This window comes from Streptomyces sp. NPDC052079, assembly GCF_040680275.1.
Classification (GTDB): Bacteria; Actinomycetota; Actinomycetes; order Streptomycetales; family Streptomycetaceae; genus Streptomyces.
Genome location: NZ_JBFAWL010000003.1, coordinates 378,399 through 397,598, shown reverse-complemented (window position 1 = coordinate 397,598; position 19,200 = coordinate 378,399). Strand labels below are relative to the sequence as shown.

Sequence of the window (19,200 nt, the reverse complement as noted above, 5' to 3'; positions counted from 1 at the left end):
ACTTGCGCAGCTGCAGTTCGTACGGCGCCAGGATCAGCTGGCCGGCGTCGGGCGCCTTGATCCGCTTGAACAGCTCGTGGGTGGCCAGGCGGCCCATTTCGCGGGTGGGCTGGCGCACCGTGGTCAGCGGCGGATAGATCTGTCGCGACAGCGGCGTGTCGTCGAAGCCGCACACCGACACGTCGCCGGGAATCGACAAGCCCATTTCGCTGGCGGTGCGGATGGTGCCGGCGGCCATGTCGTCGTTGGCGGCGAAGATCGCGGTCGGCGGATCGTCCATCAGCAGCAGGCGCTGGGCGCAGATCGCGCCGGTGTCGTAGTGGAAATCGCCTTCGGCCACCAGCTGCGGATCGAACTCGATGCCGGCCGCGGCCAGGCCGTCGCGGTAGCCGTTCAAGCGCCACTGGCTGGCGCCGTGCTCGGGATGGCCCTTGATGTGGGCGATGCGGCGATGGCCGAGCGAGACCAGATGCGCCATCAGCTCGCGCACCGCGCGTTCCTCGTCGAGCACCACGCCGATGCGCTCGCCGCGCAGCTTGGGCGAGATGTTGGCGTAGGGAATGCGCAGCTGGCCGAGCCGCTTCATCAGGCCCGGGTGGTCGGTCAGCGGCGGCGTCAGCACCAGGCCGTCGGCGCGCGAGCGCTGCACGATCTCGTCCACGTGCGCCACCAGCTTCTTGTCGGTGTAGGTCACCGGCGCCAGCATCAGGTTGTAGTGCTGGCTGTTGCAGGCGTCGAGCATGCCGGCCTGCACTTCCATCAGATAATTGCTGGACGGGTTGTCGTACAGCAGCGCGACCAGGAACGAACGCTGCCCGGCCAGGCTGCGCGCCGACGGGTTCGGCCGGTATTGCAGCTTGCGCGCGGCGGCTTCCACGCGCTTGCGGGTTTCCTCGCTGACGTTGGGTTCCTGGTTGAGCACGCGCGAGACGGTCTTCATCGACACGCCCGCGACCTCCGCCACATCTTCGATGCGCACCCGCATGACCATAGGGTTTGGCTCCAGTCAGCCCCTGAAGCGTGCAGGGGGCGGGGGTTCCACGGGGGGACCTCCGCCTCCTGTCGCTGTGCCCGGGGCTCGGCTCAGGCGTCGCGGCGGGCCGGTGCCGGGGCCGGGTGGGCGGGATCCAGTTCCTCGATGGCGCGCATGGCCCCGCCGAGCGTCTTCACCAGCAACTCGCACATGGTCTCGCGCGGCAGATCACCACGGTCGATCCAGGCGAGCGTGGCACCTTCCACGCCACATACCCAGGCCAGCAGCCCCATCCGCGCCACCGGGGCGATGTCGGTGCGGCCGTAGACGCCCTCGGCGATGGTCGCGACGATCGCCTCGCGCACCCCGTCCCGGATGGCGTGCACCTCGGTGTCGAAGCCGACGCCTCCGGCGACGATCGCGCGATAGGCGGCCTGGTTGTGCTCGGCGTACCGCAGATAGCTGTCGATGGTGCGCTGCACCCGCTCCACGGGCGGCAGTTCCGCCCCGCCGGCCGCGAGGGTGACCAGACCGGCGACCGAGTCCTGGATGATCGCGAGGTAGTAGCCCCGCTTGGAGTGGAAGTAGTAGTAGATCAGCCCCTTGGCGACCTGCGCCTGGCGTGCGATGTCGTCCATCGACAACGCGTCGTAGGAGGTGTCGGCGAACAACTTCCGCCCGATGGCGATGAGTTCGGCCCGGCGGGCCGACGAGCGCTGGGTACCGCGCACGGCGGGCTGCTTGCTGATGTTCACTTTCGACCCAGGTCTCCTGCGGGCGGCGGGACAATCCCGCCGCAGTATGGCAGGTCGGGCGGCCCCTGGAGGGCCTCCGGGCTACAGCAGTCCCAGCTGGGTCACGAGCATCGCGAGGACCACGACGAGCGTCCATCCCATGATGTGCTCGAGGATCTTCGGTCCGTCGTCCCGGGGGCCGCCGGTGCGGGCGCGGGTGACGATGGCTGCGTTCGCGGTCATGGCTTCTCGCTGGTCTCGGTGGTGCGTGGGCTCCCCCCGCGGCTCCGTCCACCTTGCCACCGTGAGCGGCTTCCGCGATCGAGACGTTGCTCACACGCCGACGGGCCCCGGCTTCCCGGGGCCCGTCCGCCGAGCGGGCTCAGCGCACTCCCACCGCCGCGAGCGCCTTGCGCTGGCGCGGGGTCGGATGTGCCGGGAAGTAGAGGTAGCAGACGCCTCCGGTGCCGGAGACGACCTTGCCGGAGGCGTTGTACCGCTTGGTCCGCAGCCAGATGTTCTCCCACTCGCGCCGCTTGTAGACGCGGCGCACGGCCTCGTTGTCGTCCGAGGCGGGGTCGTTGGCGATCACATCACCGTCGGCGGTGAAGCCGATCACGGTCATCAGGTGCCCCGACGTGCCGTACCCCGCCCCGGTCAGCTCCTCCTTGAGGAACGACTGGGACGTGATGGCCGGGATGCCGGCGGCGATCAGCGTCTCCAGGTCGGTGAGGGAGCGGAGACGGGTGACCACTCCCTGCAGGCCCTTGAAGGTGGCCGCGTAGGCGGCGTTGAACGGCCAGTTGCCGCAGCCGGCGTACTGGTAGTCGTACGTGTACCGGGCCGCGTGGCAGATCTGCGGGTCGGCGAACGAGGGGTCGACCCAGGACAGCTGCTCCTCGGTGAGCCTGCCGCCCCAGTACTCGATGATCATCTGCGAGGAGGTCGGGCTGCACCAGGCCTCGCCGCCGTTGTCGTACTCCGGGTACTGGCCCTTGTGGATCTCCTGCGAGTAGCGGGGGACGATCAGTTCCCGGGCCAGGCCGGGCGTGGAAGCGGGGACGGTGAACCGGTCGGGGATGTCGGAGCCCATCGCGCCGGCCCGCCACACGGTTGGGGTGAGGCGGGTGCCGGGGCGGCGGTGCAGCGTGAGACGCAGCCGGTAGGAGACCAGACGCAGGCCCGAGGCGGCGTCGTCGACGGCGAACGTGTCCGTCCAGACGCTGCTCTTCCCGTCGCCCTGGTCGTCCACCGAGGTGCGCCGGATGTCCTGGTCCCCGGCCGCCCAGCGGCCCATGACGTACCAGGGGGTGTCCGTGCCGTCGGAGTACGTGCCCTTCAGCTCCACCTGGATCCAGGTGCCGTCGGGGGTGTGCGCGTTCCAGGAGGCGATGGCTTCCGTGGCCGGAACCCTGAGACGGTGCACGGGCGACGTCCAGGTCGCGTACTCCCAGGCAGCCGTGCGGCCGGTGTGCGGGTCGGTGTAGTCCGTGGTGCCGGCGGCCCTCGCGATCACCAGACCGGGACGGGCACCGGCGACGGCGCGGGTCCCGTCGGCGGTGCCGCTGCGCCAGTCGGTGTACGAGGTCCAGGCCCGGTTGTCGACGGTGCGGGCGGCGGCCCGCCCGCCGCCGGTGGTGTCGGAGGCGCCGGCGGTCGTGGTGCCGGCGTACGCCGGACCCGCGCTCCCGGCGACGGTGGCGACGACCGCCGCGGTCAGGAGGGTTCTGCGCGACGGCAGTTCGGCTCTGCTCATGGGTGGAGGACCCCCAGGTGTCGGAGTCGGGACAGGACAGTGCACGGCCGGACGGACGGTGTGCGTCCCGCCGGATGGAACGTGTGTGCGCCAACTATGGACGCAGCCGGGCGGATCCGGCCAGCATCCCGGCCGTGCCGCTCCCGGCCAACATGGGACTCGACCAATGGCGGGACCTGCGGCAGCCACGCCGGACCGGGGCCTAGAGTGCTCCCGTCAGCCCCTCACCCCCGGGAATCAGCCATTCACGATCTCGCCGCCCGCATCCGCCGGCTCGCCCCCTCCTGCGGCCCGGTCCGGCTCGTCGGTGTCGACGGGCACGCCGGCTCGGGGAAGTCGACCTTCGCCGGCCGGCTGGCCGAGGCGCTGGACGGCGCCCCGGTACTGCGGCTGGACGACATCGCCTGCCACGAGGAACTGTTCGACTGGACCGGACGGCTGCTGAGCGAGGTGATCGAGCCGCTTAGCCGCGGCCGGACCGCGCACTACCGCCCGTACGACTGGCGCACCCGGCGCTTCGGGCCGCCCCGCCCGCTCCCTCCGGCGCCGGTGATCGTCGTGGAGGGTGTCGGCGCGGGACGCCGGGCGCTGCGCCCGCATCTGGCGCTGCTGCTGTGGCTGGACCTGCCCCGCGAGGAGTCCTGGGCGCGCGGCCGGGCGCGGGACGGCGAGGAGCAGCGGGAGTTCTGGGACGACTGGGTGCGCGCGGAGCGCGAGCACTTCGCCGACGATCCCTCACGCCCCTACGCGGACCGTCTGGTGCGGCAGTGCACGGAGGGATACGAGGTGCTCAACGGGCCTGCCGGGGCGGACGCATCCACCCCTCCGCTCACGCATGGTGACGGACCGCCGTCAATGTGGTGAACTCGTGAAGAGCGGGTCCCGGACAAGTTGCCGCAGTCCCTCAACCGCGCTTGACCGGGGGCCCGTACAGGTCTTACGTTCTCAATGTGCGGCTCTCGGAGTCGCCCGCAGACACGAAGCCCCCGGTTGTTCCCCCGTGACCGGGGGCTTCGTTCTGCCCTCTGCGCGTTTGTCGACCGCTCAGCGGCATATGACGATCACCCTCGGTCACCAGACGCCCCGGCGTTCTCCCCTCTCACCTCGCCACTCGACGGGCACGGCACCCTACGGACGTGACGCCGCCGCGGGTACGATGCCCTCGGTGCGACCTACGGACGCTGCTTCGCGCACCTTGCAACTCCGGTCCGCGGTACAGCGGTTCGACCACAGGGAGCCGACGGGCCAGGGCCGGCCGGCACACCGACGGGGGCACGGTTTGTGGGGGACGTGATGGACTTCGGCACGCAGGGCCCGCGGGCCCCGGCCGACCTCGCCTGGCTGCGAGGCGTGGACGCCTACACCATGGGCGCCTATCCGCAGGCCGAGGAGGAGTTCCGGGCCGCGGTGCGGATCGACCCGGGGATGGCCGACGGCTGGCTCGGGCTGCACGCGCTGCGCGTCGACACGACGACCGCGCTGCTGCGGATGTTCCGGCACCGGGACCGTTTCGGGGAACAGCGCACCCGGCACCGGCGTACGCTCAACTCCTGGTACTGGCTCGGCTGGTGGGTGCAACCGGTGCTGGAGAACCCCCGCGATCTGCTGCTGGCGCACGCCTCCCACTGGCTGGACGGCCGCCATGTCCCCGAGCTGGACCGGGCCCTCGCGGGGCTGCCCCCGGTGGACACCGACCCGCAGGTCCGCTTTCTGCACGCCTGCCGCGCCTACCTCGTCAAGGACTGGGAGCAGTTGGTCCGGCACACGGACTCACTGGTCGAGGACCCGATGCTGGGCATCGAGGCAGGTCTGTTCGGCGGCATGGCGCGGGTGCGGCTCGAAATGTACGGGCAGGCCGAACCGCTGCTGTCGGCGGCGCTGATGCGATGCCGCAGCGAACAGCCGCAGCGCAAGGAGCTGCGCTACTGGCTGGCCCGCGCCCATGAGGGCACCGGCCGCAGCGCCGCCGCGCTTCCCCTGTACCGGGCCGTGCACCGGGTGGATCCGGCCTTCATGGACACCTCCGCCCGGCTGGCCGCGATCGCCGAGGGCGATGGCTACGACGATGCCGCCGACCTTGCGTCGATCACCTTGACGGGTGCCGGGCAGGACATGATCGACGGCCCCGACACACTCGACCCGCTCTTCGGTGCCGAGGGTCGTGACCTGCGCCTGTCGTCGGAGCCTGAGCCGCCGTCTCCGCTGCCGTCGGTCACCGGTCCGGGTGTGCGCGAACGGGCGGGCAGTTCCGGGGCACCGGTGCCGACGGGACCGACCGACCCCGCGTTACTGGAGGAGGCGCTCGCGGAACTGGAGCGCATGGTGGGGCTGGAGCCGGTGAAACGGCAGGTCAAAGCGTTGTCCGCGCAGCTGAACATGGCGCGGCTGCGGGCCGGCCAGGGGCTGCCGGTGCAGCCGCCGAAACGGCACTTCGTCTTCTCCGGGCCGTCCGGAACGGGGAAGACCACGGTGGCCCGGATCCTGGGCCGGGTCTTCTACGCCCTCGGACTTCTCGGCGGTGACCATCTGGTGGAGGCCCAGCGGGCGGATCTGGTGGGCGAGTATCTCGGACAGACCGCGGTGAAGGCCAATGAGCTGATCGACTCCGCGCTCGGCGGTGTGCTGTTCGTGGACGAGGCGTACTCCCTGTCCAACTCCGGGTACGGCAAGGGGGACGCGTACGGGGACGAGGCGCTTCAGGTGCTGCTGAAGCGGGCCGAGGACAATCGCGATCACCTGGTGGTGATCCTCGCCGGGTATCCGGAGGGCATGGACCGGTTGCTGGCCGCTAACCCCGGGCTGTCGTCCCGTTTCACCACACGGGTGGACTTTCCTTCGTACCGGCCGCTGGAGCTCACCGCGATCGGTGAGGTGCTGGCGGCGGAGAACGGGGATGTGTGGGACGAGGAGGCGCTGGACGAGCTGCGGTCGATCGCCGGGCATGTGGTGGAGCAGGGGTGGATCGACGAGTTGGGGAACGGGCGGTTTCTGCGGACGCTGTATGAGAAGAGCTGTGCGTATAGGGATCTGCGGTTGTCGGTGTATTCGGGGGAGCTGACGCGGGAGGATCTGGCGACGTTGCGGCTGGCGGATCTTATGCAGGCGTACGGGGAGGTGCTGTCGGGGCGGGGGCCGGCGGACCCACCGGGGTTGTGAGCAACCCTGGCGGACCCACCGGGGTTATGAGCCCCGGTGGGTTGAGCCGGCGGCCGGTGTGTTCGCTCGCCCCGCCGTAGGGGTGCCGCTGCGCCCACCCGTGCCGCCCTGGGGGCACCTCCCAGGCCCTTAAGGCACTGGGGGAGGCACGATTGCCCGCAGCTAGGTTGCCATGGCTTCTTGTTGGGGGATCGTCGAGCGCTGGGGGGTTAGGGTTACCTGTCTGTGGGCTGGGTCTCGTACCTCTCCTACCAGGAGTTCCAGGACGTCCTCCAGGGCGACCAGGCCCAGGATCTTGCCGGAGGCGTCGGTGACCTGGGCCAGGTGGGTCGCCGCACGGCGCATCACCGTGAGGGCGTCGTCCAGGGGCAGCTCGGGGCGCAGGGTCGTCATGGGGCGCCAGAGCTGCTGTGGAACGGCGCGGTCGGAGTCCTCCAGGTCCAGTACGTCCTTGACGTGCAGGTACCCCATGAAGGCGCCGCCGTCCGCGGCCACCGGGAAGCGGGAGTAGCCGGTGCGGGCGGTGAGTTCCACGATCTCTCCCGGGGTGACCGCGGGCGTGACCGTCACCAGCGACTCGCGGTCCAGCAGGACGTCCGTCACCGGGCGGGAGCCCAGCTCCAGGGCGTCCTCCAGACGTTCGGCTTCCTCGGGGTCGAGGAGACCCGCCTGGCCGGCGTCCTCCACCAGCCGGTTGAGCTGCTCGCTGGTGAAGACGGCCTCGACCTCGTCCTTCGGCTCGACGCGGAACAGCCGTAGAACGGCCTGGGCGCAGGCGCCGAGGGCGACGGTGACCGGCCGGCACAGCCGGGCGAACCAGACCAGTCCGGGGCTCAGCCACAGCGCGGCGGTCTCCGGTGCGGCCATGGCCAGGTTCTTCGGCACCATCTCCCCGATGACGAGGTGGAAGAAGACCACGACGGCGAGCGCGATGACATAGCCGAGCGGGTGGATCATGCCGTGCGGCAGGTGCATCCACACGAACGCCGGCTCGAGCAGATGGGCGACCGTCGGTTCGGCGACCGCGCCCAGCGTGAGCGAGCAGACGGTGATGCCGAACTGGGCGGCCGCCATCATCTGCGGCAGATGCTCGAGCCCGTACAGCACCTGACGGGCGCGGGCGGTGCCGAGCGGTTCGATCTGGCTGCGGCGGACGGAGACCAGTGCGAACTCGGCGCCGACGAAGAAGCCGTTGGCGAGCACCAGCAGCGCGGCGAAGAGGAGTTGCAGGACGCTCACCGTGCCACCTCCACAAGCGGCAGCGGTGCCGTTCTGACCAGCCGGACGCGCTCGGCGCGGTAGTGGCCGACCGCACGCACCGACAGGCGCCAGCCGGGCAGCTCCGCGCGGTCCCCGACGGCGGGAATGCGTCCGAGCAGATCGGCGACCAGGCCGGCCACGGTCTCGTAGGGCCCCTCGGGCACCTGCAGGCCTATGCGCCGCAGGATGTCGACGCGGACTCCGCCGTCGACGTCCCAGGCCGGGTTGCCGTCCTCCGGCGGGGCGGGGGCGAGTTCGGGGACGTCCTGTCCATCGTGCTCATCGCGCACCTCTCCGACGATCTCCTCGACGATGTCCTCCAGCGTGACGACGCCGGCCGTGCCGCCGTACTCGTCGACGACGACGGCGATGGGCTGCTCGCTGCGCAGCCGCGTGAGCAGCGGCCGTACGGGCAGCGTCTCGGGGACGAGCAGGGCCGGGCGGGCGATGCGGCCGACGGGAGTGCGCAGCCGGTCGGCCACGGACACCGCGAGAGCGTCCTTGAGATGGACCATGCCGACGATCTCGTCGATCCGGTCCCGGTACACGGGGAAACGGGACAGTCCGGTGGCCCGGGTCAGATTGACCACGTCCTCGGCGGTCGCCGACGACTGCAGGGCGCTGACCTTCACGCGTGGGGTCATGACGTGCTGGGCGGTCAGTTCGCCCAGGGACAGGGTGCGGACGAAGAGGTCGGCCGTGTCCTGTTCGAGGGCGCCGGCCCGGGCGGAGTGCCGGGCCAGGGAGACGAGTTCGCCGGGGGTGCGGGCGGAGGCCAGCTCCTCGGCGGGCTCGAAGCCCAGGGCGCGCACCAGACGGTTGGCCACGGCGTTCAGCCCGGCGATCACCGGGCGGAACAGCCGGGCGAAGGCGTGCTGCGGGCCGGCCACGAAGCGCGCGACCTGCATCGGGCGGGACACCGCCCAGTTCTTGGGCACGAGCTCACCGATCACCATCTGGACCGCCGAGGCCAGCAGCATGCCGACGACGACGGAGACCCCGGGGACCGCGCCTTCGGGTATGCCGATGCCGGTGAAGGTGCCGTGCAGCAGTCCGGCGAGGGCCGGCTGGGCCAGCATGCCGACGACGAGGGAGGTGATGGTGATGCCGAGCTGGGTGCCGGAGAGCTGGAAGGACAGCTCGCGGAGGGACTCGACGACTCGGCGGGCGCGCCGGTCGCCGGCCGCGGCGGCCTGTTCGGCGTCCGGTCGTTCGACCGTCACCAGGCCGAACTCCGCGGCCACGAAGAACCCGTTGGCCAGAATCAGTACGAACGCGGCTGCGAGCAGCAGCAGGGGGGTGGTCATGATGCCGCCGCCTCCACATGCGCGCGGGCCCGGGAATACGGGTCCGCGCTATGTCGGCAGGGGGCGGCGCAGGTACTGCAGGACGATCCGTCCATCGCCGGAGAGGGTCACTCCTCGGGTAGCTGGAGCCCCTGGGCACCGGGCGGGGCGGCAGGGGCGGAGGCGCTGTCGTCGCGCCTCCGCCCACCAGATTAATCAAGACATGGGCGACTGTGGCAGGTGGACGTCCCCGGACGCTTCCCTGAGCCGCCCCCGTACGGGCCCGCGGAGCCGGTCGGTGAGACCGGCCCGGGGTTCAGCTTTGGGGCGTCCCGTGGCCGGGCCTTGAGCGCTCCTCGACGAGGGCCCGCAGGGCGCGCGCGTCGGCGATGGCACGCTGCTTGGCGATGCCCGGCTGGATGCCGAGCGCGGGCAGGCTGGTGCCGTCGCTGAGGTCGAGGAAGACCCAGGGATCACCCGGGCGGAGGTTCACCTGAAGGATCTCCGCCCACTCCAGTCGGCGCCTGCTCACGATGTTGACAACCGTGACGCCCGCCTCGTCGGCGACGACTTTCGGCCGGGCCAGCAGGAACAGCACACCGGCCAGCAGTGCGGCGGTGAACACGAAGCTGATCCGCTCCCCCGGGCTGAGCTGCTCCAGCAGGAGCGCGACCAGGGTGATGACCACCAACAGCGCGATGCCGGCCGAATGCAGCACCGCGCGGGTGCGGGACGGACGGAAGGTGACGGGCAGCGCGGGCGGCCGGCCCGGAAGGGTGTCGGACATGGGAGTGCTCCGGGCCGGTCAGAGGCGGCAGGCGTGGATGGCCGTGGTGAGGATGGCGCGCGCGCCGATGTCGTACAGATCGTCCATGATCCGCTGGGCGTCCTTGGACGGGACCATCGCGCGGACGGCGACCCAGCCCTCGTTGTGCAGCGGGGAGACGGTCGGGGACTCCAGGCCCGGGGTGAGGGCGACGGCCTTCTCCAGCTGCTCGACCCGGCAGTCGTAGTCCATCATCACGTACGTCCGGGCGACCAGGACGCCCTGGAGGCGGCGCAGGAACTGCTGCACCTTGCTCTCGACGGTCGGGTCGGCGTCGGCGGAGGCGCCGGTGCGGCGGATGACGACCGCCTCGGACTTCATGATCGGCTCGCCGAAGACCTCCAGGCCCGCGTTGCGCAGGGACGTGCCGGTCTCGACGACGTCGGCGATGACCTCGGCGACGCCCAGTTCGATGGCGGTCTCGACGGCGCCGTCGAGGTGGACGACGGAGGCGTCGATGCCGTGGTCGGCGAGGTGCCCCGCGACGATCCCCTCGTAGGACGTGGCGACCGTCCTGCCGGTGAGGTCGGTGACGCCGTTGGCCGTTCCGGGCCTGGTGGCGAAGCGGAAGGTGGAGCGGGCGAAGCCGAGGGGAAGGATCTCCTCGGCGTCGGCGCCGGAGTCGACGAGCAGGTCGCGTCCGGTGATGCCGACGTCCAGCTTGCCGGAGGACACATAGATCGCGATGTCGCGCGGGCGGAGGTAGAAGAACTCCACCTCGTTGGCCGGGTCGACGATCCGCAGTTCCTTGGACTCGCGGCGCTGCAGGTAGCCGGCCTCATGCAGCATCTCCCCCGCGGGGCCTGACAGGGAACCCTTGTTGGGGACGGCGATGCGCAGCATGAGGTCGGCTTCCTTCGTGTGTGGAGGGGTGTGTCGGGTACGTCGGATCTACAGATGGGCGTAGACGTCGTCGAGGGAGATGCCGCGGGCGACCATCATCACCTGGACGTGGTACAGCAGCTGGGAGATCTCCTCGGCTGCCGCTTCCTTGCCCTCGTACTCGGCGGCCATCCAGACCTCGGCGGCCTCCTCGACGACCTTCTTGCCGATGGCGTGGACGCCCTTGTCGACGAGCTCGGCGGTGCGGGAGGTGGCGGGGTCGCCGTGGGCGGCCTTGTGCTGGAGCTCGGTGAAGAGCTCCTCGAACGTCTTCTTGGACATGGTGGTCCTTACCCTACGCGGTGACGGGGACTGCTCACCGCCAGGGTTCGGACACCGAACGCAGTGTGGCCGCGGTGGCCACGGCCGCGGTGACCGCCTCGTGGCCCTTGTCCTCGCTGGAACCGGGCAGTCCGGCCCGGTCCAGGGCCTGTTCCTCGTTGTCACAGGTGAGCAGGCCGAACCCGACGGGCACCCCGGTGTCGACCGACACCTGGGTGAGGCCCTGGGTGACGCCCTGGCACACGTAGTCGAAGTGGGGCGTGCCGCCCCGGATGACGACGCCGAGGGCGACGACCGCGTCGTAGCCCCGCCCGGCCAGGACCTTGGCGACGACGGGGAGTTCCCAGCTGCCGGGGACCCGGAGCAGGGTCGGCTCGTCGATGCCGAGGTCGTGCAGGGCGCGCAGGGCGCCGTCCACCAGTCCGTCCATCACCTTCTCGTGCCACTGTGCCGCGATGACGGCGACCCGCAGATCACCCACATTACGTACCGTCAGCTCCGGTGCACCCTTGCCGCTCACGTCTCTCCTCGGTTCTCTTACTGGTTGCCGCAGGCCGGCACGGTCGGCGTGTCCAGCCAGGGCAGGTCGTGGCCCATCCGGTCCCGCTTGGTGCGCAGGTACCGGAGGTTGTGCTCGGTCGTGGTGACGGGCATCGGCTCGCGCCGGGCGACCTCGATGCCGTACCGGACGAGCGCGTCGGACTTGTCGGGGTTGTTGGTCATCAGGCGGACGCTGCGGATCCCGAGGTCGGCGAGGATCTGCGCGCCGGCGCCGTAGTCGCGGGCGTCGGCGGGCAGGCCGAGTTCCAGGTTGGCGTCCAGGGTGTCCCGGCCGCGCTCCTGGAGTTCGTAGGCGCGCAGCTTGGACATCAGGCCGATGCCGCGCCCCTCGTGTCCTCGCAGGTAGACGACCACGCCCCGGCCCTCGGCCTGGATGCGGGCGAGGGAGGCGTCCAGCTGGGGGCCGCAGTCGCAGCGCTGGGAGCCGAAGACGTCGCCGGTGAGGCACTCGGAGTGCACGCGGACCAGGACGTCCTCGCCTGCGCCGACGTCGCCGTGGACGAGGGCGACGTGCTCGACGCCGTCGACGATGGAGCGGTAGCCGTACGCCGTGAAGGTGCCGTGGGACGTGGGCAGCCGGACCTCGGCCTCACGGCGGACGATGGGCTCGGCGGACCGGCGGTAGGCGATCAGATCCTCGATGGAGATGATCGTCAGTCCGTGCTTGCGGGCGAAGGGCACGAGTTCGGGCAGCCGCAGCATGCGGCCGTCCTCACCGGCGATCTCGACGATGGCACCGGCCGGCCGCAGCCCGGCGAGGCGGGCGAGGTCGACCGCCGCCTCGGTGTGGCCGTTGCGCACGAGCACACCGCCGGGGCGGGCGCGCAGCGGGAAGACATGGCCGGGGCGGACGAAGTCGGAGGGTCCGGCGGTGCCGCCCGCCAGCAGCCGGAGCGTGGTGGCGCGGTCGGCCGCGGAGATGCCGGTGCTCACTCCGTGGGCGGCGGAGGCGTCGACGGAGACGGTGAACGCGGTCTTCATCGACTCGGTGTTGTCCTCGACCATCTGCGGGAGCCGCAGCCGGTCCAGTTCGTCGCCCTCCATGGGGGCGCAGATCAGGCCGCGGCACTCGCTCATCATGAAGGCGACGATCTCCTCGGTCGCCATCTCGGCGGCGATGACGAGATCGCCCTCGTTCTCTCGGTCCTCGTCGTCGACGACCACGACGGGACGGCCGGCCGCAATGTCAGCGACGGCCTGCTCCACCGGGTCGAGCCGGAGGTCGAGGTCCTCGGTGCCGTACAGGATCGGTGCCGCGCTCATGCCGGCGCTCCTTCCGGGGCGGGCCGCGCCTCGCGGGAGCGCAGCCACCAGTCGCGCAGGCCCCAGAGGACCAGTGCGCCGTAGATGATGTAGACGAAGCCGGAGAAGGCGAAGCCGTTGGCGAAGTTCAGGGGGACGCCGACGAGGTCGACGAGCAGCCAGGCGAACCAGAACTCGACCATGCCGCGCGCCTGGGCGTACATGGCGACGATCGTGCCGACGAAGATGTAGGCGTCCGGCCAGGGGTCCCAGGACAGGGACGGGTAGAGGGTGAACAGCCCCCCGACGGCGAGGGTGCCGACGGCCGCCGCACCCGCCAGGAGGAATCGTTCGAGGTTTGTCGCGAACCGTACGGCGATGGCGCCGTCCTGCGCCTGCTGCCGGCCGCGGTTCCACTGCAGGAAGCCCCAGGCGGCGACCAGCATGACGACGACCTGCTTGCCCGCGCTGCCCGAGAGGTGGGCGGTGGCGAAGGCGGCGAAGAGGATGAGCCCGGAGACGAACTGGGCGGGCCAGGTCCACAGGGAGCGGCGCCAGCCGAGGGCGAGGGCGATCAGACCGATCACGTTGCCGATCATGTCCGACCATTTGATGTGCTGGTCGAGGACGGTGAACGCCTCGGAGTTGAGCCAGTTCACCGGGCCGCCCCCTCGCCGATCGCGCGGTCGCCGAGCATCCGCTCGACGTACTTGGCGATGACGTCCACCTCGAGGTTGACCGGGTCGCCGGGCTGCTTGCTGCCGAGCGTGGTCAGGGCGAGGGTGGTGGGGATGAGACTGACGGTGAAGTAGTCGGGCCCGGCGTCGACGACGGTGAGGCTGATTCCGTCGACGGTGATGGACCCCTTCTCCACGACATAGCGGGAGAGGTCCGCGGGGAGCGAGATCTTCACCAGCTCCCAGTTCTCCGACGGCGTGCGCTCGAGGATCTCGCCGGTGCCGTCGACGTGCCCCTGCACGATGTGGCCGCCCAGACGCCCGCCCACCGCCATGGGGCGTTCGAGGTTGACGCGGGAGCCGACGGTGAGGACGCCGAGGCTGGAGCGGTTCAGGGTCTCCGCCATCACGTCGGCGGTGAACTCGTCGCCTTCGTGCTCGACGACCGTGAGGCAGACGCCGTTGACGGCGATGGAGTCTCCGTGTTGGGCGCCCTGGGTGACGACGGGGCCGCGCAGCCGGAAACGACAGGCGTCGTCGAGGGTCTCGACGGCGGTGACCTCGCCCAGCTCTTCGACGATTCCGGTGAACACTTCCCGGGTCCTCCTGCCTCTTCGGGCACGGACTCCGGGGCCTGTCGATGACGACAGAGACTACGAGCGAGGATCCCGGGAACGACGCCGGACAGGGCTCGCCGCGAGGGCGAACCGGTACGGCGGCGTGCATGGATGCCCGCCCGCCGCGCACTGCCTCCCATCCGGACTTTAACCGTCGGTCCAGGAATTTCACCTGGTCAACCGGTCGCTGGAGGCGACCGGGTCGCGGACTGTAACCGCCGGTTCGGACTTTCACCGACCCCGGAGTGCGCTGCTACTGGTACAGGGCCAGTCTGCCACGACCGGCCGTCACCCATGCGGGGGAGGGGTGTGGGGTGCCTCACAGGGGGTGACGCGGGGGCTGCCGAGCGTGGCTCGGCGGGGAACTGCCCAGCGGTCGCCCCCACCCGGAGCTTGGTCCATACCTATTGACGCTATGGTCTAGTCCTCTTAGGGTCCGAGCCAACTCCCGGGCCAGGGAGCCTGCTGAGCCCTGCAGACCGGCCCGGCGGCGGTGACGACGGCCCTTGCCCGCCGCCGGGTCTCACCATGTGCGGATGCGCTCGCTGCCGGACCCGGCGAAGCTGGTCCTCCGACGCGGGGCGCTCCGTCCGGGGGCGCCGGTGTCCGAAGGGGATGAAGCAGCATGACCACGATCCTGGTGACCGGCGGGACCGGAACGCTCGGCAGGCATGTCACCGAGCGGCTGCGGGCGGACGGGCACGAGGTGCGGGTGCTCAGCCGGCACGCGCAGCCGTACGCCGTCGACCTGCGCGAGGGAGGGGCCGGGCTGGACGCCGCCGTCACGGGCGTGGACACGGTCGTGCACTGCGCGACCTCAGCGCGCGGGGGCGATGAGCAGGCCTCGCGCAACCTGATCGCGGCGGCGCAGCGGGCCGGGGTGGGCCATCTTGTCTACATCTCGATCGTCGGCGTCGACCGGGTTCCGTTCGGCTACTACAAGTCCAAGCTGGCGGTGGAGCGGCTGATCGAGGGCTCCGGGATGGGCTGGACGGTGCTGCGCACGACCCAGTTCCACGACCTGGTCTTCACGCTGTTTCAGGGCCTGGCGAAGCTGCCGGTGATGTTGCTGCCGGCGCGGGTGAAGGACCAGCCGATCGACGTCACCGAGGTGGCCGGCCGCCTGGCCGAGCTGGCGCAGGGTGCGCCGGCGGGGCGCGTCGACGACATGGGCGGTCCTGAGGTGCGCACGTTGGACTCCTTGGCGCGGGCGTATCTGAAGGCGGCGGGGCGGCGGCGGGCGGTGGTGAAGGTTCCGCTGCGGGGTGCTGCGTACGAAGCCTTTCGTGCAGGGGGGCACTTGGCGCCGGAGCGGGCGGTGGGTAAGCGGACGTTCGAGGAGTTCCTTCGGGCGCGGTTGGGATCCGGCACCGGGGGCCGGTGAGGTCGGGGTTGCGCTTCTCACATGGTTTGGTGTCCGGGGGGTGGGCTGCGCATCCGGCGTTGTGCAGGGTGCCCTGCGTTGGTGTGGGCCGGGGGCGGTTTGCGCAGCCCGGCGCTTGCGGGGTGCCGTCGCGCCCACCCGTGCCGCCCCAGCGGCACGACTGCCCGCGGATCGCGGCAGTGGGCCGCGGGAGCGGCCTGCGGCCGTCCGCGGAGGGCGGCAGCGGGCCGCCTACGGCGGGGAGGGGGCGGGGCGGGGGTGTTCGCCCGCAGTGGGTGGCGCGTCCGCGCCGGTCGGCTTCGGCAACAGGCGCAGTCGCGCCAGTCCGAGGACGGACACCCCCGACCCGGCCCCGCACCACCCACCCACCCACCGTGGGCCGCTAGCGGCCGGGGCTGCCGAAGAGGTCGTTCTGGGCCTGGTCGCGGGCTGTCAGGAGGGCTCCGCGCAGGACCGCGCCGCCGCCCAGGGTGCTGGGGCGGACCTCGGCGGGCAGGGGCGAGAGGACGGCCAGCCGGTCACGCACCCGCGCCGCCAGCGCCTCACCGCCCGCCTGTCCCACCTCGCCGCCCAGCACCACACGCCCGGGATCCAGCAGTGCGACCACGGACGCGACGCCCACCGCGACCCGGTCGGCGAGGCTGTCGAGGAAGCGTGCGGAGGCGCTCCCTGCCGTCGCCACGGCCGTCCGCACCGCCCCCGCCGCCGCCGGTTCGATCCCGGGCTCCGCCTCGATGCCGTACTCCGCCGCCAGTTCCGCGACCGCCGCCGCGCCCACCAAAGAGTGAAAGCCGCCCGCGCAGTCGGTGGCCGAGGGCAGGCCCCGGGTGCCCGGAACGGGGAGGAAGCCGATCTCGCCCGTGCCGCCGGAGGCACCCCTGCGCAGGGTGCCGTCGAGGATCACGGCGGCGCCGGTGCCGTGCCCCAGCCACACCAGCACGAACGTGTCCCGGTCACGGCCCGCGCCGTCGCGCTGCTCAGCCAGCGCGGCGAGATTCGTCTCGTTCTCCACACTGACCCGGGCCTCCGGCAGCCGTTCCTGAAGTGCGGCGACCAGACGGCGATGCCACTCGGGCAGCCCGCTGGAATCGCGCAGTTCGCCGCTCGCGGGGTCGATCAGCCCGGGCGCCCCGATCCCCACGGTGTGCAACCGGTCGACGCCCGCCTCCTTCGCCGTCCGCTCGACCAGCGCCACCGCCTGCTCCACCGCGGGGCCCGTCCCCGCGTCCCCGGTGATGGGCAGGGACGCCTCGGCGAGCACCTCGCCGACGAGGTCGGACACGATCACGGCGACGCCCTCGGTGCGGACGTCCAGCGCGGCCAGATGAGCCCGGCCCGCGACGATGCCGTACAGCTTGGCGTTGGGTCCCCGGCGCTGCTCCCCCGTCTCGCCGGCCACCGCGATGAGCCCGGCCGCGGTGAGACGTTCGACGAGGTCGGCGACGGTGGGCCGGGACAGACCGGTCAGCTGTTTCAACTGCCGCGCGGTCAGCGGGCCTTCCTGCTGGAGCAGACGCAGCGCGAGCCGGTCGTTGATGGCTCTGGCGGTGCTCGGGGATGCGGCCATGCCGGGATCCTTCCAGATCGGCGGAACCGGTCGGCACGGGAACCGGCAGCGCGGCGAACGAGGAGGGCTCCGAAAACCCCCTTATCTTTCAGGCAGGGTCCCTGATAGTTTACGCCGCGCCGAACAACAACGGCCAACCGGAGGGGCGGGTTCAATGGGTGCAGTGGTGTACGGACAGCGCGAGGTGAGGCGGGCACGGTACGCCGTGGCCGCGGTGTTCGCCGTGCACGGCGCCGTCACCGGTTCGTTCGCCACCCGGGTCCCCTGGATCCAGGACCACGCCGGGGTGAGCGCCGGTCAGCTGGGCCTCGCCCTCGCCTTCCCCGCGCTCGGCGCGTCCGTCGCGATGCCGCTGGCGGGGAGCGTCAGCCACCGCTTCGGCGCCCGGACCGCGCTGCGCGGGCTGACGGCGTTGTGGACGCTCGCGCTGATCCTGCCGTCGGCCGCCCCCAACCTGCTCACGCTCTGCCTGGCCCTGTTCGTCTTCGGCGCCACGGCGGGCATGGCGGACGTGGCGATGAACGCGCTGGGCGTGGAGGTGGAGAACCGTCTCAACAAGTCGATCATGTCGGGGCTGCACGGCATGTGGAGCGCCGGCGCCCTGATCGGCTCGGCGGCGGGCACACTCGCCGCCCACCTGGGCTCGGACGCCCGGCTGCACCACGCGCTTGCCGCCGCCGCGCTGACGGTGGCGGCGGTCACCGCCTGCTCGTGGGTGCTCGATCTGCAGCCGGCTGAGGACGAGGACCCGCCGCCCCGGTTCGCGCTGCCGCCCCGCTCCGCCCTGCTCATCGGTGCGATCGGTTTCTGCGCGGTGTTCGCGGAGGGCGCCAGCCTGGACTGGTCGGCGGTCTATCTGCGCGACCAGCTGGAGACCTCGGCCGGTCTCGCGGCGGCCTGCACGACGGGCTTCACGCTCACGATGGCGGTCGCCCGGATCGCGGGCGACCGTGTGGTGGACCGCTACGGCGCCGTGCGCACGGTCCGCGCCAGCGGTGTGGTCGCCGTGCTGGGCGGACTGCTGATCGTGTTCGCCGAGCACCCCGCGATGGCGATGGGCGGGTTCGCGCTGATGGGACTGGGCATCGCCGTGGTCGTACCGCTGTGCTTCGCCGCCGCCGGCCGCAGCGGTTCCAATCCGAGCCTGGCCATCGCGGGCGTCGCGACCATCACCTACACCTCGGGGCTGATCGCCCCGAGCGCGATCGGACTGCTGGCGCAGGCGACCAGTCTGATGGTGTCGTTCGTCCTGGTGACCGTGCTGTCCTGCGGCGTCGCGAGCTTCGCGGGCGTCCTGCGCGCCGGAGACCGTACGAAGGTCACGCGTCCGGACGCAGCAGTTCCCGAGCCGCGTCCCTGAACGCCTCGCTCCAGGGCGCCGGGCGCAGTGTCCCGGCGTCCAGCCGCACCAGCACCCGGCTGCCGCGGGCGTAGGTGACGGCCCCGTCCGCCGAGCAGAAGCGGAAGCCGTAGGTGAGCCCGGTGGTGCCCAGCCGGTCCAGCCACAGGTGGACCGCGTAGGTACCGGGCCGGGTCACCGGGGCCTCATAGGTGACGCGCAGTTCCTTGACGGCGTTGCAGGCGTCACCGGCCGCGGCCCAGTCGCCCTCGAAGCGGACGCCGTTGTCGTGCCACAGCTCGGTCCAGGCCCGCTCGACCAGCAGAGGGTAGCGGGCGTTGTGCAGCAGCCCCAGCGCGTCGAGGTCGTCGAAGTGAACGGTCACGGGGATCAGCCGGCCGTACTGAAGTGCGGGTGCGGGCGGTGCTTCGGCGGTCACGGGCGGTACTCCTGGGACGTACGAACTGAGTGCCATGGAACCGAGCGCCATGGAACCGAGCGCCGCAAACTGAGTGCCCTCTACAACGAGCACTGGCGCCCCCCCCCATCCTAAGCAACCGCTCAGCCAACCCCCACCCACCGGGTCACCTGCACAAAGCACTCCCCCGCAACCCGCACAATGGTTCGGACAAGCTCGACGAACAACGAAGAAAGCGAC

General features: G+C 71.4%; 19 protein-coding genes and 1 riboswitch. Of the genes, 4 read left to right on the top strand and 15 right to left on the bottom strand.

The window, feature by feature from the left end; genetic code table 11:
* From AB0L56_RS09235 to AB0L56_RS09220, 4 genes are all read right to left on the bottom strand, one after another.
* On the bottom strand, nt 1-985 hold a 985-nt coding region (locus AB0L56_RS09235; protein WP_365420645.1), incomplete at its 3' end, for a LacI family DNA-binding transcriptional regulator.
* Nucleotides 986-1,083: 98 nt separating this feature from the next.
* Nucleotides 1,084-1,728: a TetR/AcrR family transcriptional regulator gene (locus tag AB0L56_RS09230; protein WP_361033407.1), complete on the bottom strand. Its 645-nt coding sequence runs from the start codon at nt 1,726-1,728 to the stop codon at nt 1,084-1,086.
* Nucleotides 1,729-1,809: 81 nt separating this feature from the next.
* Complete coding sequence (locus AB0L56_RS09225; RefSeq protein ID WP_361033404.1) at nt 1,810-1,950, bottom strand: SCO1431 family membrane protein; 141 nt, start codon at nt 1,948-1,950, stop codon at nt 1,810-1,812.
* 139 nt (nt 1,951-2,089) lie between these two features.
* Complete coding sequence (locus AB0L56_RS09220; protein ID WP_365420641.1) at nt 2,090-3,463, bottom strand: peptidase C39 family protein; 1,374 nt, start codon at nt 3,461-3,463, stop codon at nt 2,090-2,092.
* A gap of 207 nt (nt 3,464-3,670) precedes the next feature.
* Here AB0L56_RS09220 and AB0L56_RS09215 point away from each other — a divergent pair, with 207 nt between their 5' ends.
* On the top strand, nt 3,671-4,327 hold the full coding sequence (locus AB0L56_RS09215) for a hypothetical protein (RefSeq protein ID WP_361033398.1): 657 nt from the start codon (nt 3,671-3,673) through the stop codon (nt 4,325-4,327).
* A gap of 429 nt (nt 4,328-4,756) precedes the next feature.
* Nucleotides 4,757-6,619, top strand: a complete 1,863-nt coding sequence (locus AB0L56_RS09210; protein ID WP_365420637.1) for an AAA family ATPase — start codon at nt 4,757-4,759, stop codon at nt 6,617-6,619.
* Nucleotides 6,620-6,781: 162 nt separating this feature from the next.
* On the opposite strand, the gene AB0L56_RS09205 is transcribed toward AB0L56_RS09210, so the two are convergent.
* From AB0L56_RS09205 to AB0L56_RS09165, 9 genes are all read right to left on the bottom strand, one after another.
* Entirely contained in the window at nt 6,782-7,858 is a 1,077-nt protein-coding gene (locus AB0L56_RS09205; RefSeq protein ID WP_361033392.1) for a hemolysin family protein, read from the bottom strand.
* Nucleotides 7,855-9,186: a hemolysin family protein gene (locus tag AB0L56_RS09200; RefSeq protein WP_361033389.1), complete on the bottom strand. Its 1,332-nt coding sequence runs from the start codon at nt 9,184-9,186 to the stop codon at nt 7,855-7,857. Before AB0L56_RS09200 ends, AB0L56_RS09205 begins: the two co-directional genes overlap by 4 nt.
* Before the next feature lie 295 nt (nt 9,187-9,481).
* Entirely contained in the window at nt 9,482-9,952 is a 471-nt protein-coding gene (locus AB0L56_RS09195) for a PH domain-containing protein (RefSeq protein ID WP_361033386.1), read from the bottom strand.
* 18 nt (nt 9,953-9,970) lie between these two features.
* Nucleotides 9,971-10,834 carry an ATP phosphoribosyltransferase gene (gene hisG, locus AB0L56_RS09190; RefSeq protein ID WP_361033383.1) on the bottom strand — a complete coding sequence of 288 codons (864 nt, stop codon included), beginning with the start codon at nt 10,832-10,834 and terminating at the stop codon, nt 9,971-9,973.
* 48 nt (nt 10,835-10,882) lie between these two features.
* A complete protein-coding gene (locus AB0L56_RS09185; RefSeq protein ID WP_004990764.1) occupies nt 10,883-11,155 on the bottom strand; it encodes a phosphoribosyl-ATP diphosphatase in 273 nt (90 codons plus the stop codon).
* Nucleotides 11,156-11,189: 34 nt separating this feature from the next.
* Complete coding sequence (gene ribH, locus AB0L56_RS09180) at nt 11,190-11,675, bottom strand: 6,7-dimethyl-8-ribityllumazine synthase (protein WP_361033379.1); 486 nt, start codon at nt 11,673-11,675, stop codon at nt 11,190-11,192.
* A 17-nt stretch (nt 11,676-11,692) separates the two neighbouring features.
* Nucleotides 11,693-12,979 carry a bifunctional 3,4-dihydroxy-2-butanone-4-phosphate synthase/GTP cyclohydrolase II gene (locus tag AB0L56_RS09175; RefSeq protein ID WP_365420631.1) on the bottom strand — a complete coding sequence of 429 codons (1,287 nt, stop codon included), beginning with the start codon at nt 12,977-12,979 and terminating at the stop codon, nt 11,693-11,695.
* Nucleotides 12,976-13,617 (bottom strand): nicotinamide mononucleotide transporter family protein, encoded by a 642-nt coding sequence (locus AB0L56_RS09170; protein WP_365420629.1) that lies wholly within the window; start codon nt 13,615-13,617, stop codon nt 12,976-12,978. Before AB0L56_RS09170 ends, AB0L56_RS09175 begins: the two co-directional genes overlap by 4 nt.
* Nucleotides 13,614-14,228 (bottom strand): riboflavin synthase, encoded by a 615-nt coding sequence (locus tag AB0L56_RS09165; protein ID WP_365420626.1) that lies wholly within the window; start codon nt 14,226-14,228, stop codon nt 13,614-13,616. Before AB0L56_RS09165 ends, AB0L56_RS09170 begins: the two co-directional genes overlap by 4 nt.
* 146 nt (nt 14,229-14,374) lie before the next feature.
* A riboswitch (FMN riboswitch) is annotated at nt 14,375-14,505 on the bottom strand.
* Nucleotides 14,506-14,877: 372 nt separating this feature from the next.
* Between AB0L56_RS09165 and AB0L56_RS09160 the strand changes: the two genes are divergently transcribed.
* Complete coding sequence (locus AB0L56_RS09160) at nt 14,878-15,636, top strand: NAD(P)H-binding protein (RefSeq protein WP_361033367.1); 759 nt, start codon at nt 14,878-14,880, stop codon at nt 15,634-15,636.
* A 382-nt stretch (nt 15,637-16,018) separates the two neighbouring features.
* On the opposite strand, the gene AB0L56_RS09155 is transcribed toward AB0L56_RS09160, so the two are convergent.
* Nucleotides 16,019-17,203: an ROK family transcriptional regulator gene (locus tag AB0L56_RS09155; protein WP_361033364.1), complete on the bottom strand. Its 1,185-nt coding sequence runs from the start codon at nt 17,201-17,203 to the stop codon at nt 16,019-16,021.
* A 154-nt stretch (nt 17,204-17,357) separates the two neighbouring features.
* Here AB0L56_RS09155 and AB0L56_RS09150 point away from each other — a divergent pair, with 154 nt between their 5' ends.
* Complete coding sequence (locus tag AB0L56_RS09150; protein WP_365420621.1) at nt 17,358-18,563, top strand: MFS transporter; 1,206 nt, start codon at nt 17,358-17,360, stop codon at nt 18,561-18,563.
* Here AB0L56_RS09150 and AB0L56_RS09145 read toward each other — a convergent pair.
* On the bottom strand, nt 18,523-18,981 hold the full coding sequence (locus tag AB0L56_RS09145; protein ID WP_365420618.1) for a thioesterase family protein: 459 nt from the start codon (nt 18,979-18,981) through the stop codon (nt 18,523-18,525). The genes AB0L56_RS09150 and AB0L56_RS09145 overlap by 41 nt on opposite strands.
* Nucleotides 18,982-19,200: the final 219 nt, after the last annotated feature.